Here is a 16,477-nt window from a genome sequence, read left to right on the forward strand (position 1 = left end):
TCGAAAGACCGCGGTGTGTATTAGCTTGCATGATGATGCATAATCAATCGTATGACTGAGCACGCGGGAAAACCGATCAGGATTGCCGTCGCCGGCGCGAGCGGATACGCCGGCGGCGAGGTGCTGCGTCTGCTGCTGGGGCACCCGTCGTATGCGGACGGTTCGCTCGTCATCGGCGCGCTCACTGCCGGCGGCAACGCCGGATCGACTCTGGGCTCGCACCATCCGCACCTGCTTCCCCTCGCCGACCGAGTGCTCGAGGACACCACCGTCGAGACGCTCGGCGGACACGACGTGGTGTTTCTCGGCCTGCCGCACGGCAATTCGGCGCAATACGCGAAGGAACTGCCCGAGTCCACGGTCATCATCGACTGCGGCGCCGACTTCCGGTTGACGAACGCCGAGGACTGGGAGCGGTACTACAAGAGCCCGCACGCAGGTAGCTGGCCGTACGGACTTCCGGAACTCCCGGGTGCCCGCGAGAAACTCGTCGGCGCCACACGAATCGCCGTCCCCGGGTGCTTCCCGACGGTGTCGAGCCTGGCGATGGCTCCGGCGGTCGCGGCGGGTGTCGTCGAACCGCGGGTCACGATCGTCGCCGTCACCGGTGCCTCCGGCGCCGGACGCGCACCCAAGGCCGATCTGCTCGGCTCCGAGGTGATGGGTTCGGTTCGTGCCTATGGTGTCGGCGGCGTGCACCGCCACACCCCGGAGATCATCCAGAACCTCTCCGAACTCGCCGGTGAGCGCGTCACCGTGTCGTTCACCCCCGTGCTGGCGCCGATGCCGCGCGGCATCCTCGCCACGTGCACCGCGGTCACCACGGCGTCCGAGGACGAGGTGCGCGCGATCTACGAAAAGGCTTACGCGGACGAGCCGTTCGTGCACGTCCTGCCCCGGGGCGTGCTGCCGCAGACCGGTGCGGTCGTCGGATCGAACGCGGTCCAGATCGCGGTGACGGTCGACGCCGACGCCGGTCAGATCGTCGTGGTCGCGGTGATCGACAACCTTGCGAAGGGCACCGCCGGGGGAGCGGTGCAATCGATGAATCTTGCGCTTGGACTACCCGAGACCGCCGGTCTCTCGACAGTGGGAGTTGCCCCGTGAGCAGTGACAGCACGATCGATCCGCACCCGACCCGGGCGGTCGCCGGCGGCACTCTGGTCCGAACCCAGGGAGTGTCGGGGCCCGCGGGCTTCCGCGCGTCCGGGATCAAGGCGGGAATCAAGGCGAGCGGCAACGCCGACCTGGCTCTCGTCGTCAACGAGGGACCCGAGCTTGCAGCGGCCGGCGTCTTCACCGCGAACAAGGTGAAGGCTGCCCCCGTCCTGTGGTCGCAGCAGGTGCTCACCACGGGCAGGCTGCGCGCCGTCGTGCTCAATTCCGGTGGGGCGAACGCGTGCACGGGTGCAGGCGGGTTCCAGGACGCGCACAAGACGGCCGAGGAAGTGGCGTCCGCGCTGAGCAACTGGGGAACAGAGACCGGCGCCGTCGAGGTCGCGGTGTGTTCCACCGGTCTGATCGGCGACCGCCTGCCCATGGACAAGGTCCTGGCCGGGGTCACGGAGGCGGTGCACGAACTCGCCGGGGGAATTTCGGGTGGCACCGACGCCGCGTACGCGATCATGACCACCGACACGGTGCCGAAGCAGTCCGCCCTGCACCATGCGGACAAGTGGAACGTGGGCGGAATGGCGAAAGGCGCAGGCATGCTGGCCCCCGCGCTGGCGACGATGCTGTGCGTGGTGACGACTGACGCCGTCGCGACCGCCGCGCAACTCGACGCCGCGCTGCGGGCGGCCACCCGGGTGACGTTCGATCGGCTGGACGTCGACGGTGCCACGTCGACCAACGACACGGTGCTGCTGCTCGCGTCCGGTGCGAGCAACGTGACACCGACCCAAGAAGAACTGAATGCGGCCGTGACGGCCGTCTGCGACGATCTGGCCGATCAGATGATGGCCGACGCGGAGGGCGTCACCAAGCGGGTGCGGGTCACGGTCAGCGGCGCGGTCAGCGAGGACGACGCCCTGATCGGTGCCCGGACGGTCGCGCGGGACAGCCTCGTCAAGACGGCGCTGTTCGGCTCCGACCCCAACTGGGGCCGGGTGCTCGCCGCGATCGGCATCGCGCCGATCGAACTGGACCCCGACAAGATCTCGGTGTCGTTCAACGGCGCCCCCGTCTGCATCGACGGTGTCGGCGCACCGGGTGCGCGGGACGTGGACCTGAGCGACATCGACATCTCCCTCGACATCGACCTCGGTCTGGGCGAGCACGCGGTGAGCATCCGGACCACCGACCTGTCGCACGCGTATGTCGAAGAGAACTCGGCGTATTCGTCATGACAGCGACCAGTGAGGCACTCAGCGGCATCACCGATCACCAGAAGGCGCACGTCCTGGCCGAGGCTCTGCCATGGCTGCAGCAGTTCCGCGACAAGGTCGTCGTCGTGAAGTACGGCGGCAACGCCATGGTCGACGACGCGCTGAAGACGGCGTTCGCCGCCGACATGGCGTTCCTGCGGACGGTGGGAATTCAGCCGGTCGTCGTGCACGGCGGCGGCCCCCAGATCAATGCCATGCTCGGAAAGCTCGGCATGACAGGTGAATTCAAGGGCGGCTTCCGCGTCACCACCCCCGAGGTGATGGACGTCGTCCGGATGGTGTTGTTCGGGCAGGTCGGCCGCGAACTGGTCGGACTGATCAACGCACATGGACCGTACGCCGTCGGCATCTCCGGCGAGGACGCGCACCTGTTCACCGCCACCAAGCGCACCGTGATGGTCGAGGGCAGGCCGACCGACATCGGTCTCGTCGGCGACGTCACGACCGTGAACCCGGAGGCCGTCCTGGATCTGATCCGTGCGGGCCGAATTCCCGTGGTGTCCACCATCGCCCCCGACTCGGACGGTGTGGTGCACAACATCAACGCGGACACCGCCGCCGCCGCGCTCGCCGAGGCCATCGGCGCCGAGAAGCTTGTGGTACTCACGGATGTCGAAGGGCTGTACACCAACTGGCCGGACCGCGATTCGCTGGCCACCGAGATCGACGTGGACGCGCTCGCGCAACTGCTGCCCAGCCTCGACGCGGGGATGGTGCCCAAGATGGAGGCCTGCCTGCGCGCGGTCCGCGGCGGTGTGCCCACCGCGCACGTCATCGACGGCCGTGTCGCGCATTCCGTTCTGCTCGAACTGTTCACCGGCGAGGGCATCGGCACGATGGTCACGCCCGGCCCGACTTCACCTACCGAGGGAGTTGCCTCATGACCGGAACCCCGGAACTCCAGCAGCGCTGGTCCGGCGCTCTGATGAACACGTACGGCGTCCCCCGGGTGGCACTCGCGCGCGGTCAGGGGGCGGTGCTGACCGACGCCGACGGCAAGGAGTACGTCGACTTCCTCGCCGGCATCGCCGTCAACATCCTCGGGCACGCACACCCGGCGATCATCGAGGCGGTCACGACGCAGTTGTCGACCCTCGGGCACGTGTCGAATTTCTACGCCAGCGAGCCGGCGATCGAACTGGCCGAGAAGCTGCTTTCCCATCTGGGTGCCCCCGGCCGTGTCTTCCTGTGCAATTCCGGCACGGAGGCCAACGAGGCGGCGTTCAAGCTCGCGCGGGCGACGGGACGATCGAAGATCATCGCCGCGGAGAACTCCTTCCACGGCCGCACGATGGGTGCTCTCGCGCTCACCGGCCAGGCCGCCAAGCGGGCTCCGTTCGAGCCGATGCCCCCGGGTGTCGAGCACGTGCCCTACGGCGATCTCGACGCACTCGATCGCGCCGTCGACGCCGACACCGCGGCCGTGTTCCTGGAGCCGATGATGGGCGAGGGCGGAGTCGTCGTTCCGCCGGAGGGGTATCTCGTGGGCGCACGGCAGATCACCGCCGATCGCGGCGCCCTGCTCGTGCTCGACGAAGTGCAGACCGGGATCGGCCGCACGGGCTGGTTCTACGCACACCAGGCGGTCGGGATCGTGCCCGACGTCATGACTCTCGCGAAGGGTCTCGGTGGCGGGATGCCGATCGGCGCGTGCATCGCGACCGGCGCGGCCGCGGACCTGTTCGGGCCGGGCAAGCACGGCACGACGTTCGGCGGGAACCCCGTCTGCGCGTCGGCGGCGCTCGCCGTGCTGCGGACGATCGCCGAGGACGACCTCATCTCCCGCGCCGACACGCTCGGGAAGTCGCTCTCGGCCGGCATCGAAGGTCTCGGACATCCGTTGATCGACCACGTCCGCGGCGCCGGCCTGCTGCTCGGCATCGTCCTGACCCAGGACGTGGCCCCCGCCGTGGAGAACTCCGCGCGCGAGGCCGGATACCTGATCAATGCCGCGCAACCGGGCGTCGTCCGGCTGGCTCCGCCCCTGGTCCTCACGGACGACCAGGCCGAAGGTTTCGTCGCGGCGCTGCCCGCGATTCTCGACAACGCGCAATCGGCCGATCAGCCGGGAAAGCAGTGACGACCGTGGTGAAACACTTTCTCCGGGACGACGACCTCACCCCTGCACAGCAGGCCGAGGTCCTCGAGCTCGCCGCCAGGCTGAAGAAGGCCCCCTTCGCAGAGCGTCCGCTGGAGGGTCCCCGAGGGGTCGGCGTGATCTTCGAGAAGAATTCGACGCGCACCCGGTTCTCGTTCGAGATGGGCATCGCCCAGCTCGGCGGTCACGCGATCGTCGTCGACGGGCGCAGCACCCAGCTCGGCCGCGAGGAGACGTTGCAGGACACGGGCCGCGTCCTGTCGCGGTACGTCGACGCCGTGGTGTGGCGCACGTTCGGGCAGAAGCGGCTCGAGGCGATGGCGTCCGGCGCCGACGTCCCGATCGTCAACGCGCTGTCCGACGAGTTCCACCCGTGCCAGGTCCTGGCCGATCTGCAGACCCTCGCGGAGCGGAAGGGTTCGCTGAAGGGGCTGAAGCTCACCTACCTCGGCGACGGCGCCAACAACATGGCGCACTCGCTGATGCTGGGCGGCGTGACCGCAGGCGTCGATGTGACCATCGCCGGCCCCGAAGGGTTCGCACCCCTGCCGTGGGTGGTCGAGGCAGCCCGCGCGCGGGCCGCCGAGACCGGCGCGACCATCACCCTCACCGATGACCCGCAGACGGCGGTCGTCGGCGCGGACGCACTCGTCACCGATACCTGGACGTCGATGGGCCAGGAGAACGACGGGCTCGACCGGGTCGGTCCGTTCCGCCCCTTCCAGATCAACGAGGCGCTGCTCGCGAAGGCCGACGCCGACGCGGTGGTCCTGCACTGCCTGCCTGCCCACCGCGGGGAGGAGATCACCGACGAGGTACTCGACGGACCGCAGAGCGTCGTCTGGGACGAGGCGGAGAATCGGCTGCACGCGCAGAAGGCACTGCTCGTGTGGCTGCTGGCGCAGCGAACCGGGGACCGTCCGTGAGTGCGGCACCTCCGCAGCGTGCAGGTGCGGCTCAGCCGCAGCGTGCATCCAACGCGGCGACGGCACCGACACGGGCGGGACGGCAGGCGCGCATCGTCGCGATCCTGTCGAACAACCCGGTCCGCAGCCAGACCGAACTCGCGGCGCTGCTCGCGGCCGAGGGCATCGATGCCACCCAGGCCACGCTGTCGCGAGACCTCGAAGAACTGGGTGCCGTGAAGCTTCGCGCCGCAGACGGCGGCGCCGGGGTCTACGTGGTGCCCGAGGACGGAAATCCCGTCCGCGGCGTCTCCGGGGGAACCGACCGGCTGTCGCGGTTGCTGGGGGAGTTACTGGTATCGACCGATGCCAGTGGCAACATGGCGGTGCTGCGAACTCCCCCGGGGGCAGCGCACTATCTGGCGAGTGCACTCGATCGGGCATCATTACCTGACGTCGTGGGAACCATCGCGGGGGATGACACCATTCTCGTGGTGGCACGGGAGCCGCTGAGCGGGGCGGAACTCGCGGCCAAGATCGAATCCCTCGCCTGACAACTGAATCATCTCTACAGATCTTCAACCTAAGGAGCACAAGGACCATGGCCGATCGCGTCGTACTCGCCTACTCGGGCGGGCTGGACACCTCAGTCGCCATCAGCTGGATCGGCAAGGAGACCGGCAAGGAAGTTGTTGCTGTCGCCATCGATCTCGGCCAGGGCGGCGAGGACATGGAGGTCGTGCGTCAGCGTGCACTCGACTGCGGTGCGGTCGAGTCGGTCGTGGTGGATGCGCGCGACGAGTTCGCCGACGAATACTGCCTACCGACCATCCAGGCCAACGCCCTCTACATGGACCGCTACCCGCTCGTGTCGGCCATCAGCCGCCCGCTGATCGTCAAGCACCTCGTCGAGGCCGCGCGTGCCTACGGCGGCACCACGGTCGCGCACGGCTGCACCGGCAAGGGCAACGACCAGGTCCGGTTCGAGGTCGGCTTCGGATCGCTCGCTCCCGACCTCGACGTGATCGCACCGGTTCGCGACTACGCGTGGACCCGTGAGAAGGCGATCGCGTTCGCCGAGGAGAACGAGATCCCGATCAACGTCTCCAAGAAGTCGCCGTTCTCGATCGACCAGAACGTGTGGGGCCGCGCCGTCGAGACCGGGTTCCTCGAGGACCTGTGGAACGCGCCGACCAAGGACGTCTACGACTACACGCAGGATCCGACCGTCAACTGGCAGGCCCCGGACGAGCTGATCATCAGCTTCGAGGCGGGCCGCCCCGTCGCGATCGACGGCAAGCCGGTCAGCGTCCTCGAAGCGATCCAGGAGCTCAACCGCCGCGCCGGTGCTCAGGGCGTCGGCCGCCTCGACGTCGTCGAGGACCGTCTCGTGGGCATCAAGAGCCGTGAGATCTACGAGGCTCCCGGAGCCATGGTCCTCATCAACGCCCACCAGGAACTCGAGCACGTCACGCAGGAACGCGAGCTCGGTCGTTACAAGCGTCAGACCGAGCAGCGCTGGAGCGAGCTGGTGTACGACGGCCTCTGGTTCTCGCCGCTCAAGGTCGCGCTGGACACGTTCATCGAGAAGACGCAGGAACGCGTCTCCGGCGACATCCGGCTGGTGCTGCACGGTGGTGCGATCATCGTCAACGGCCGCCGCAGCAACCAGTCCCTGTACGACTTCAACCTGGCCACCTACGACGAGGGCGACACGTTCGACCAGTCCTACGCCAAGGGCTTCGTGCAGATCCACGGACTGTCCTCGAAGGTCGCGGCGAAGCGCGATCTGGGCCTCTAGGTATGAGTGCTCACGGCACCAACGAAGGAGCCCTGTGGGGCGGCCGGTTCGAGTCCGGACCCGCCGCCGCCATGGCCGCGCTGAGCAAGTCCACCCACTTCGACTGGGTGCTGGCCCCGTACGACGTGCGTGCGTCCCAGGCACATGCCCGGGTGCTGCACAAGGCCGGCCTGCTCGGTGACGAAGACCTGGCGGCGATGCTCGACGGTCTCGGCAGGCTCGCGGCCGACGTCGCGAGCGGCGAGTTCGTCCCGAGCGAATCCGACGAGGACGTGCATGGGGCACTCGAGCGCGGCCTGATCGATCGGGTCGGTCCCGAGGTCGGGGGACGCCTGCGCGCCGGGCGTTCGCGCAACGACCAGGTGGCGACGCTGTTCCGGATGTGGCTGCGGGACGCCGTGCGTCGCGTGGCCGCGGGTGTGCTCGACGTCGTCGACGCACTCGCGACGCAGGCCGCCGCGCACCCCGCCGCGGTGATGCCGGGCAAGACCCACCTGCAGGCCGCGCAGCCGGTGTTGCTCGCGCACCATCTGCTGGCGCACACGCACCCGCTGCTTCGTGACGTTCGGCGGCTGCAGGACTTCGACGTGCGGGCGGCCGTGTCGCCGTACGGTTCCGGAGCGCTGGCCGGCTCGTCACTCGGACTCGATCCCGAGGCGATCGCCGCGGAACTCGCCTTCGATTCGTCGGCCGAGAACTCGATCGACGCCACGTCGTCGCGGGACTTCGCGGCCGAGGCGGCGTTCGTGCTCGCGATGATCGGCGTCGACCTGTCGCGGATGGCCGAGGAGGTCATCCTCTGGAGCACTCCGGAATTCGGCTACATCACACTCGCCGACGCCTGGTCGACCGGTTCGTCGATCATGCCGCAGAAGAAGAACCCGGACGTGTCCGAGCTCACCCGCGGCAAGTCCGGTCGGCTGATCGGCAACCTGACCGGTCTGCTGGCCACCCTGAAGGCGCAGCCGCTCGCGTACAACCGGGATCTGCAGGAGGACAAGGAGCCGGTCTTCGATTCGGTGGCGCAGCTCGAAATGCTGCTCCCGGCGATCACCGGACTGGTCTCCACTCTCGAATTCCACACGGACCGAATGGCGGAACTGGCACCGGCGGGATTCACGCTTGCCACCGACATCGCCGAGTGGCTCGTTCGTCAGGGTGTCCCGTTCCGGGTCGCGCACGAGGCGGCGGGGGCGTGCGTCCGCGCTGCCGAGGCGCGGGGCGTCGGACTCGAGGATCTCACCGACGAAGAACTCGCCGGGGTCGACCCGGCGCTCACTCCGGACGTGCGGGAGGTGCTCACCGTCGAGGGCTCGATCGCCTCGCGTAACGCCCGCGGCGGTACGGCCGGTATCCGTGTGGCCGAACAGCTGGGCGGGGTCCGTGAGCTGTCCGAGTCGCTGCGTGAGTGGTGTCGATGACGCCGGCGTCGGACGCCCCGGATTAGGGGCAGTGTGACGCGTCGAGCGCAGTAGGGTGAGGGCGGGCGGCAGTGAGACGTGCGTCACAGTTCGAGAGTCTGGGAGAGTGTTCGTGGGACTGAATACCGAAACGGTGATGGGCCCGATCCGTCGCGTGGTGGCGACGGCGCAGAACGGGTTGGAGGTAGTTCGCCTCGGCGGGCTCGAGACGGACCTCACCACATCGCCGTTCGAGGTGGTCGAACGCGCACCGATGTATCGGCTCCGCAGGTATTTCCCCGACACGGCCCCTGCCGACGCCCGGCCCCCGATCGTTCTGGTCCCGCCGATGATGATGTCGGCCGACGTCTACGACGTGACCCGGGATCAGGGCGCAGTCGGCATCCTGCACTCGATGGGAATCGACCCCTGGGTGGTCGACTTCGGATCGCCGGATTCCGAAGAGGGCGGGTGGGATCGGACTCTCGCCGACCACATCGTCGCGATCAGCGAGATCATCGACCAGGTGCGGGCGCACACCGGTCGTGACGTCTATCTGTCCGGATACTCGCAGGGCGGCATGTTCGCCTACCAGGCTGCGGCGTACCGCCGCAGTCGCAACATCGCGGGACTCGTGACGTTCGGCAGTCCGGTCGACACACTCGCCGGGCTGCCGTTCGGTATCCCCGCGGGGTTCGCCGCCGACGCTGCCGGCTTCCTCGCCGACCACGTCTTCAATCGGCTCGCGGTGTCGGGGTGGATGGCGCGCACCGGTTTTCAGCTCCTCGATCCCGTCAAGACGCTGAAGTCGAGGCTCGACTTCCTGCGTCAGTTGCACGACCGGGAAGCGCTGTTGCCGCGGGAGCAGCAGCGACGGTTCCTCGCGACCGAGGGTTGGGTGGCGTGGTCCGGTCCGGCCGTCGCGGAGTTGCTCAAGCAGTTCATCGTGCACAACCGCATGATGACCGGCGGGTTCGTGATCAAGGACCAGGTGGTGTCGCTCGCGGAGTTGACCTGCCCGATCCTCGCGTTCGTCGGGGAGGTCGACGACATCGGCCAGCCGTTGGCCGTCCGCGGCATCCGCCGGGCCGCCCCGCGGGCGAATGTGTACGAATCGACGTTGCGGGCAGGACATTTCGGCCTCGTTGTCGGTTCGGCCGCGGCGACCCACACGTGGCCCACCACCGGGAAGTGGGTGCTGTGGAACGAGGGGCTCGGGGCGCGGCCCACCAATATCGAGCTCATGCGCTACGACGAACATTTCGGCAGCGAATCCGGAGTCTCCATCAGCGACCGCATCATTCACACCGTGGCGTCGGTCGCCGAGGTCGGTGTCGGTGTCGGCAAGGGGATCAGCGATTTCGCTTCGGGGGCGCTGCGGGGAACGGTGGAACTGTCCGGCGAGGCCACGCGGGCGCTGCCGCGGCTGGCCCGGCTCGGTCAGATCCAGCCTCACACCCAGATCTCGCTCAGCCGGTTGCTGGCCGAACAGGGCCGGAAGGCGCCGGGCGGCGAGTGCTTCCTCTTCGACAATCGCGTCCACACGTACGAGGCGGTCAATCAGCGGATCGACAACGTGGTTCGCGGCCTGATCCAGGCCGGTGTCCGTCCCGCCGCTCACGTCGGCGTCGTGATGCAGACGCGCCCGAGTGCGCTCGCCGCCATCGCGGCGCTGTCCCGTCTCGGTGCGGTGGCTGTCTTGCTGCCCCCGGGCTGGGAGGTCCACACCGCGATCCGCATCGACGGTGTCGAGCGCATCGTCACCGACCCGGAGAATCTCGACGCGGCGATCGCGACCGGCACGCAGGTCCTGGTCCTGGGCGGCGGCGACCAGCGCGAGCTCGACGTGGATCCGTCGGCGAACGTCGTGGATCTCGAGAAGATCGACCCCGCCGCTGTGACGCTTCCGGGCTGGTACCGGCCCGATCCCGGTCTGGCCCGCGAACTGGCATTCATCATCTGCAGTGAGTCCAACGGCCACTGGGAGACCAAGCAGATCACCAACTACCGGTGGGCGCTGTCGGCGTTCGGAACGGCCTCGGCCGCCGATCTCGACCGCGGCGACACCGTGTATTGCCTTGCCCCCCTGCATCATTCGTCGAGTCTGCTCGCCGCGATCGGTGGTGCCGTGGCAGGTGGATCCCGGATCGCGATCTCTCGCGGACTCGATCCTGAACGTTTCGCCGAGGAAGTCCACCGCTACGGGGTGACCGTGGTCAGCTACACGTGGACGATGATGCGCGAGATCCTCGACGCCGAGAACCTCGCACTCGACGGCAGTCACCCCGTCCGGCTCTTCATCGGATCCGGAATGCCGCAGGGGTTGTGGCGTCGCACGACGGAGCGGTTCGCACCGGCGAAGGTCCTCGAGTTCTACGCGTCCACCGAGGGCGACGTCGTTCTCGCGAACGTCGCCGGCGCGAAGGTCGGGGCGAAGGGGCGCCCGCTCCCGGGAAGCGCGGAGGTCCGGCTCGCGGCCTACGACCCGATCGCCGGCCGGCTGCTGGAGGACGAGCAGGGGTTCATCCGGGAATGCCAGGACGACGAGGTCGGTCTGCTCCTCGGCAGGGCGGGCGTGCACGCCGAGATATCCGGCGGCGCGATGCGGGGGATCTTCGCTGCGGGCGACGCCTGGATTCCGACGGAGAACCTCTTCCGCCGCGACGCGGACGGGGACTACTGGCTGGTCGACCACCGGAAGACCGTGATCGCGACTCCGCGAGGGGCCGTATACACCCAGCCGATCGTCGACGCGCTCGCGTCCGTCGATCGCGTCGATCTCGCGGTTGCCTACGGGGTGGAGGTCGGCGGCCGGACACTGGCCGTTGCCGCGTTCACCCTCCGCGACGGGCGGGTGCCGAGGCTGGCGGAGATCGCCGACGCCTTCGAGGTGCTTCCTCCCGCGCTGCGACCCGACATCATCCATGTGGTGGGCGACATTCCGCTGGGGTCCTCGTACCGTCCGAATGCCGAGGCGCTGAGCGCCGCCGGACTGCCCAAGCCGGGAACCCGTGTGTGGTACGTCGATCCGGGATCGCAGCAGTACAAGCGACTGACCAAGGCGGTGGCCGCGGAGTTTCAGAACGACTCGGCCGGTGTGCCTGCCGGTGCGCGGTAACCTGACACTGCTCACCCGAACGGTTGGAGAGGACTTCCGTGGTTATTGATCCGACGTTGCTCGGCATTCTCGCGTGCCCACAGGACAAGGGTCCTCTGTTGTTGGTCGGCGACGAACTGCTCTACAACCCTCGCCTGCGGCGGGCGTATCCCATCGAGAACGGGATTCCCGTCCTCCTCATCGACGAGGCCCGGGACGTCGGCGCGGACGAGCACGAGACGCTGCTCGCCCGGGCCGCCGGCGAGGCCTGATCACACCGGCAGGGCGCCGGTGAGGTAGCGCTGCAACGTCGGTCCGACGATCGCGACCAGGTCGTCGACGGGCAGCGACGCGAGCGGCTCGAATTCGAGGATGTACCGCGTCACCAGAACCCCGGCCATTTGCGATGCCACCAGCTGCATGCGCAGCATCCCGGTTCCGGGCGGTTCGTCGACCCGCGGTCCGAGGTCGCGGAGCACGACCTCCAGCAGGAACGTACGAATCAGGTTGGGTTCGTTTCCCGCCATCGCGGACCGGAACGCCGCGACCACGGCGGGCTTGTGCGGCGACTCCCAGACGGAGAAGACGGCCCGGGCGAGGTGACTGCCGACCTCGCCCGTCGGGATGTCGAGCACCGGAGCGATTACCTGCGTCGGATCCACGGGAATGTCCACCGAGGCGAGGAACAGTTCCCGCTTGGTTCCGAAGTAGTGGTGGATCAAGGCGGAGTCGACGCCCGCCCCGGTTGCCACGGAGCGGACACTGGTCTTGTCGAAGCCGTTCTGTGCAAACAGTTTCCGTGCAGTCGCCAGGATTCGTGACCGTGTGTCCGGGTTGCCCGGGCGTCGTCCCGTGCGCAGACCGGGAGTGGCGTCTGCGCGTGTCGCGGGACCGGTCATGGTGTGCGACGCCTCAGGGTCGCGGCCCCCAGCGACAGGGCGAGAAGCGCAAAGGCGGCGACCACAGCCAGATCTCTCCACATGATGCCCGTCGCTCCGGGATGGGTGGCGACCTGCTGCAGCGCGTCGACCGCGTAGCTCAGCGGGAGGACGTTGCTGATCCACTCGAGCCACGTGGGGAGCTGATCTCGCGGAACGAGCAGCCCGCACAGAAAGAGCTGGGGAACCACGACCACCGGCATGAACTGCACCGCCTGGAACTCGGTCCGCGCGAAGGCGCTGCACAGTAGGCCGAGGGCGACACCGAGTATCGCGTTCAGCACGGCGATCAGCAGCACCCACGTCACGCTGCCCTCGGTGGTGAGGCCGAGGAATCCGAACGAGACGACGCAGGCCAGCGCCGCCTGAGCGGCGGCGGCCGTGGAGAACGCCGCCGCGTAGCCGCCGAGCAGGTCGAGTTTGCCCATCGGGGTCGCGAGAAGGCGTTCGAGTGTTCCCGACGTCCGTTCGCGTTGCATCGCGATCGACGTGACGAGGAACATCACGACGAACGGAAGGATGCCGAGCATCGTGATCGCGACGCGCTCGAACAGCGACAGCTGACCGGGTGGCGCCGGAACGTTCTGATACAGGAAGTACAGCAACACCATCAGCAGGCTGGGTACCACCAGAATCATGGCGACGGTGCGGTGATCCGTTCGCAGTTGCGCGAGGATCCGGCCCGCAGTGGCCGCGAAGATGGTGACGTTCATCAGTTCTCGCTCCCGACATGTGATGCGCGAATGAGGTTCAGGAAGGCGTCTTCGAGGCTCGTCTCACCGGTCTGCTCCCGGAGTTCGCTGGGGGAGACCTGCGCGAGAACGTAGCCGTCGCGCATGAGGAGCAGTGAAGCGCAATGTTCGGCCTCGTCCATGACGTGGCTCGACACGAGCAGGGTGGTACCGGCGTCGGCGAGAGCTTCGAACCGTTCCCACAGTTCGACGCGCAGGAGTGGGTCCAGGCCGACGGTCGGCTCGTCGAGGACGAGGATTTCGGGGCGTGCCACCAAGGCGCAGGCGAGGCTGACCCGTCCGAGCTGTCCTCCCGACAGATCCGCCGCCTTCTGGGTCTCGAAGCGTGTCAGCCCCACCGCGTCGATGGCTTCGGTCACCGCGCTCGACGGCTGACCGTAGAGCGCGGCGAAGTAGGCGACGTTCTTCTTGACCGTGAGGTCGGCATACACGCTGGGGGACTGGGTGACGTACCCGACGCGGCTCCGCAACGAGACCGAGCCCGCGGGGGAGCCCAGCACCGTGACCGTCCCCGATTCCACGATCTGAGTGCCGACCACGCACCGCATCAGCGTGGTCTTTCCGCAGCCGGAGGGTCCGAGGAGGCCGGTGATGGATCCGCTCGGCACCTGGACGTCGATGCCGTGCAGTACTTCGTTCTTGCCTCTTCGCACATGCAGATCTCGGATGTCGATCGCCGGGCTGCCGGTCATGGCGGGCCTCAATTCATCACGGGGTGAATTCATTGCTTGATGAATTATGCGACCGTTGAGGTGGCGACGTCAACGGTTGTGGAGAATCGGGACGTGACCATCGATCGACTTGACCGGGCGGAACCCGTCGACGCCGCGCGAATCGTCCTCGGATCCACGCTGATCGTCGGTGACGTCCGCATCCGCGTCGTCGAAGTGGAGGCGTACGGCGGGGAGAAGGACGGCCCGTGGCCCGACCCGGCATCGCATTCGTACCGGGGGAGGACGCCGCGCAACGAGGTGATGTTCGGTCCGGCCGGGCACCTGTACGTCTACCGCAGTTACGGGATGCACTTCTGCATGAACGTGTCTTACGGGCCTGTCGGGACCGCGGGCGGGGTGCTTCTCCGGGCGGGCGAAGTGCTCGACGGTTGCGCGACGGTTCAGGCGCGCCGCCCCCGCGTCACGCGACCTGCGGAGTGGGCGCGCGGTCCCGGCAACCTGGGGTCCGCGACCGGCGTGACCCTCGCGGAGAACGGTGCGGCCCTGTTCGAGGCCGATTCGCCGGTTCGACTGGAGATCGCGGAGTCGGACGGCTGGGTGAGTGGCCCCCGGGTCGGCGTCAGCACGGCCGCCGACCGGCCGTGGCGCTTCTGGATTCCGGAGTCGCCGTCCGTGTCCGTATACCGGAGAAGCCCGCGTGCGATGCCCGCCGACGAGCAGATGGGATGATCGGACCCGTGACTGAGAACATCATCGATGAACTGACCTGGCGCGGGCTCATCGCCCAATCAACCGATCTGGACGCGTTGCGCCGTGATCTCGACGCCGGACCGGTCACGCTCTATGCCGGTTTCGATCCGACCGGACCGAGTTTGCACGCCGGCCACCTCGTGCCCCTGCTCGCGCTGAAGCGATTCCAGCGCGCGGGCAACCGCCCCATCGTGTTGGCCGGCGGAGCGACCGGTCTGATCGGCGATCCTCGCGACGTCGGTGAGCGGACGATGAACTCCGCCGACACCGTGGCGGAATGGGCAGATCGGATCCGGGGTCAGCTCGAACGCTTCGTCGACTTCGACGACTCGCCGAGCGGCGCGATCATCGAGAACAACATGACCTGGACCGGCAAGCTGTCGGCCATCGACTTCCTGCGCGACGTGGGCAAGCACTTCTCCGTCAACGTGATGCTCGCGCGAGACACCGTGAAGCGGCGCCTCGAATCCGACGGCATGTCCTACACCGAATTCAGCTACATGCTGCTCCAGGCCAACGACTACCTGCACCTGCGTCGCAGTCACGGCTGCTCGTTGCAGGTCGGCGGATCCGACCAGTGGGGCAACATCATCGCCGGCGTCGAGCTGAACCGACGCATCGACGCCGAGTCGGTCCACGGTCTGACCGTCCCGCTCGTCACGTCGGCGGACGGCAAGAAGTTCGGGAAGTCGACCGGAGGCGGGAGCCTGTGGCTCGACCCGGAGATGACGAGCCCCTACGCGTGGTACCAGTACTTCGTGAACACCGGCGACGCCGACGTGATCAAGTACCTGCGGTGGTTCACCTTCCTCACGGCCGAGGAGTTGGCGGAACTGGAGACGGCGACGGCCGAGCGGCCGCATGCGCGCGAGGCACAGCGCAGGCTTGCGGCCGAGATGACGACGCTCGTGCACGGCGAAGCCAACACTCGCGCCGTGGAGCTCGCGAGTCAGGCACTGTTCGGTCGCGCGGAACTGCAGGACCTCGACGAGCCGACGCTCGGTGCCGCCCTTCGGGAGGCGTCCGTCGCGGAACTCGCGCCGGGGGAGCCCGCCGGCATCGTCGACCTTCTGGTTCTCAGCGGATTGTGCGAGAGCAAGGGTGCGGCCCGCCGTACCGTGAAGGAAGGCGGGGCTTCGGTGAACAATCAGAAGATCGCGAGTGAGGACTGGACGCCCGCACCGACCGATCTGCTGCACGGAACGTGGCTCGTGGTTCGCCGTGGAAAGCGCAACTTCGCCGGCATCAAGGTGCGGTCGAATTAGCGTGCGGCGGGTCACACCGGCGTAATTCGGCGAATTCCGGTCCGGTGGCCCGCGCGCAGCGCGGGCCACCAGCGGATTTTACATAGCGGATGCCTGTGACCTGGGGATTTGACGCTCCGTTTCCCGTCGCGTAACTTATTCCAGGTCAGAGCGACACGGACACCAACCCCGACCGAGAGGCCGGGGACACGAGGTCGGACGCAGGCGCCTGAACTTCCCGAGAATACCGAACTTGGTTCGATGCTTTCGAGATGTGCTGATCGCCCCGGTTTGCGCCGGGACGCGGCAGGAGATAAGTTGGAACGGTTGCCCCGGAGCGGCTGGCGAGTGTGTCAGTGGTGATGGTGTGTGCGTGTTCTTTGAGAACTCAACAGTGTGTCGATGAATGTCAGTGCCAAATGTTTTTGGTA

15 protein-coding genes are annotated in these 16,477 nt (G+C 67.8%); 12 read left to right on the forward strand and 3 right to left on the reverse strand.

Annotation, left to right across the window (positions count from 1 at the left end):
- The first annotated feature begins 51 nt into the window (after nucleotides 1-51).
- From argC to ACFWAY_RS24110, 10 genes are all read left to right on the forward strand, one after another.
- Nucleotides 52-1,107 carry an N-acetyl-gamma-glutamyl-phosphate reductase gene (gene argC, locus ACFWAY_RS24065; RefSeq protein ID WP_378452453.1) on the forward strand — a complete coding sequence of 352 codons (1,056 nt, stop codon included), beginning with the start codon at nucleotides 52-54 and terminating at the stop codon, nucleotides 1,105-1,107.
- Complete coding sequence (gene argJ, locus ACFWAY_RS24070) at nucleotides 1,104-2,348, forward strand: bifunctional glutamate N-acetyltransferase/amino-acid acetyltransferase ArgJ (RefSeq protein WP_378452452.1); 1,245 nt, start codon at nucleotides 1,104-1,106, stop codon at nucleotides 2,346-2,348. Before argC ends, argJ begins: the two co-directional genes overlap by 4 nt.
- Nucleotides 2,345-3,271 carry an acetylglutamate kinase gene (gene argB / locus ACFWAY_RS24075; RefSeq protein ID WP_005247368.1) on the forward strand — a complete coding sequence of 309 codons (927 nt, stop codon included), beginning with the start codon at nucleotides 2,345-2,347 and terminating at the stop codon, nucleotides 3,269-3,271. The genes argJ and argB overlap by 4 nt, the downstream gene beginning before the upstream one ends.
- Nucleotides 3,268-4,467 carry an acetylornithine transaminase gene (locus ACFWAY_RS24080; RefSeq protein ID WP_378452451.1) on the forward strand — a complete coding sequence of 400 codons (1,200 nt, stop codon included), beginning with the start codon at nucleotides 3,268-3,270 and terminating at the stop codon, nucleotides 4,465-4,467. The genes argB and ACFWAY_RS24080 overlap by 4 nt, the downstream gene beginning before the upstream one ends.
- Entirely contained in the window at nucleotides 4,464-5,411 is a 948-nt protein-coding gene (argF, locus tag ACFWAY_RS24085; RefSeq protein WP_378452450.1) for an ornithine carbamoyltransferase, read from the forward strand. The genes ACFWAY_RS24080 and argF overlap by 4 nt, the downstream gene beginning before the upstream one ends.
- Nucleotides 5,408-5,944: an arginine repressor gene (locus tag ACFWAY_RS24090; protein WP_378452449.1), complete on the forward strand. Its 537-nt coding sequence runs from the start codon at nucleotides 5,408-5,410 to the stop codon at nucleotides 5,942-5,944. Before argF ends, ACFWAY_RS24090 begins: the two co-directional genes overlap by 4 nt.
- 47 nt (nucleotides 5,945-5,991) lie before the next feature.
- Nucleotides 5,992-7,191: an argininosuccinate synthase gene (locus ACFWAY_RS24095; RefSeq protein ID WP_378512404.1), complete on the forward strand. Its 1,200-nt coding sequence runs from the start codon at nucleotides 5,992-5,994 to the stop codon at nucleotides 7,189-7,191.
- Nucleotides 7,192-7,193: 2 nt separating this feature from the next.
- On the forward strand, nucleotides 7,194-8,612 hold the full coding sequence (gene argH, locus ACFWAY_RS24100) for an argininosuccinate lyase (RefSeq protein WP_378452447.1): 1,419 nt from the start codon (nucleotides 7,194-7,196) through the stop codon (nucleotides 8,610-8,612).
- 106 nt (nucleotides 8,613-8,718) lie between these two features.
- Entirely contained in the window at nucleotides 8,719-11,709 is a 2,991-nt protein-coding gene (locus ACFWAY_RS24105) for an acyl-CoA synthetase (RefSeq protein WP_378512405.1), read from the forward strand.
- A 38-nt stretch (nucleotides 11,710-11,747) separates the two neighbouring features.
- On the forward strand, nucleotides 11,748-11,960 hold the full coding sequence (locus tag ACFWAY_RS24110; RefSeq protein ID WP_005247353.1) for a Trm112 family protein: 213 nt from the start codon (nucleotides 11,748-11,750) through the stop codon (nucleotides 11,958-11,960).
- Here ACFWAY_RS24110 and ACFWAY_RS24115 read toward each other — a convergent pair whose 3' ends face one another.
- The 3 genes from ACFWAY_RS24115 to ACFWAY_RS24125 are packed head-to-tail and all read right to left on the reverse strand — an operon-like array spanning nucleotide 11,961 to nucleotide 14,070.
- A complete protein-coding gene (locus tag ACFWAY_RS24115; protein WP_378452444.1) occupies nucleotides 11,961-12,587 on the reverse strand; it encodes a TetR family transcriptional regulator in 627 nt (208 codons plus the stop codon).
- Entirely contained in the window at nucleotides 12,584-13,339 is a 756-nt protein-coding gene (locus tag ACFWAY_RS24120; RefSeq protein WP_378512406.1) for an ABC transporter permease, read from the reverse strand. The genes ACFWAY_RS24115 and ACFWAY_RS24120 overlap by 4 nt, the downstream gene beginning before the upstream one ends.
- A complete protein-coding gene (locus ACFWAY_RS24125) occupies nucleotides 13,339-14,070 on the reverse strand; it encodes an ABC transporter ATP-binding protein (RefSeq protein ID WP_378452442.1) in 732 nt (243 codons plus the stop codon). The genes ACFWAY_RS24120 and ACFWAY_RS24125 overlap by 1 nt, the downstream gene beginning before the upstream one ends.
- Before the next feature lie 39 nt (nucleotides 14,071-14,109).
- Between ACFWAY_RS24125 and ACFWAY_RS24130 the strand changes: the two genes are divergently transcribed.
- Nucleotides 14,110-14,781 carry a DNA-3-methyladenine glycosylase gene (locus ACFWAY_RS24130; RefSeq protein WP_378452441.1) on the forward strand — a complete coding sequence of 224 codons (672 nt, stop codon included), beginning with the start codon at nucleotides 14,110-14,112 and terminating at the stop codon, nucleotides 14,779-14,781.
- Nucleotides 14,782-14,789: 8 nt separating this feature from the next.
- Nucleotides 14,790-16,067, forward strand: coding sequence for a tyrosine--tRNA ligase (tyrS, locus tag ACFWAY_RS24135; RefSeq protein ID WP_378452440.1), 1,278 nt, complete (start codon nucleotides 14,790-14,792; stop codon nucleotides 16,065-16,067).
- The last annotated feature ends 410 nt before the right edge of the window (nucleotides 16,068-16,477 follow it).

The sequence above is a fragment of the Rhodococcus sp. NPDC059968 genome (assembly GCF_042738615.1).
GTDB lineage: Bacteria > Actinomycetota > Actinomycetes > Mycobacteriales > Mycobacteriaceae > Rhodococcus_F.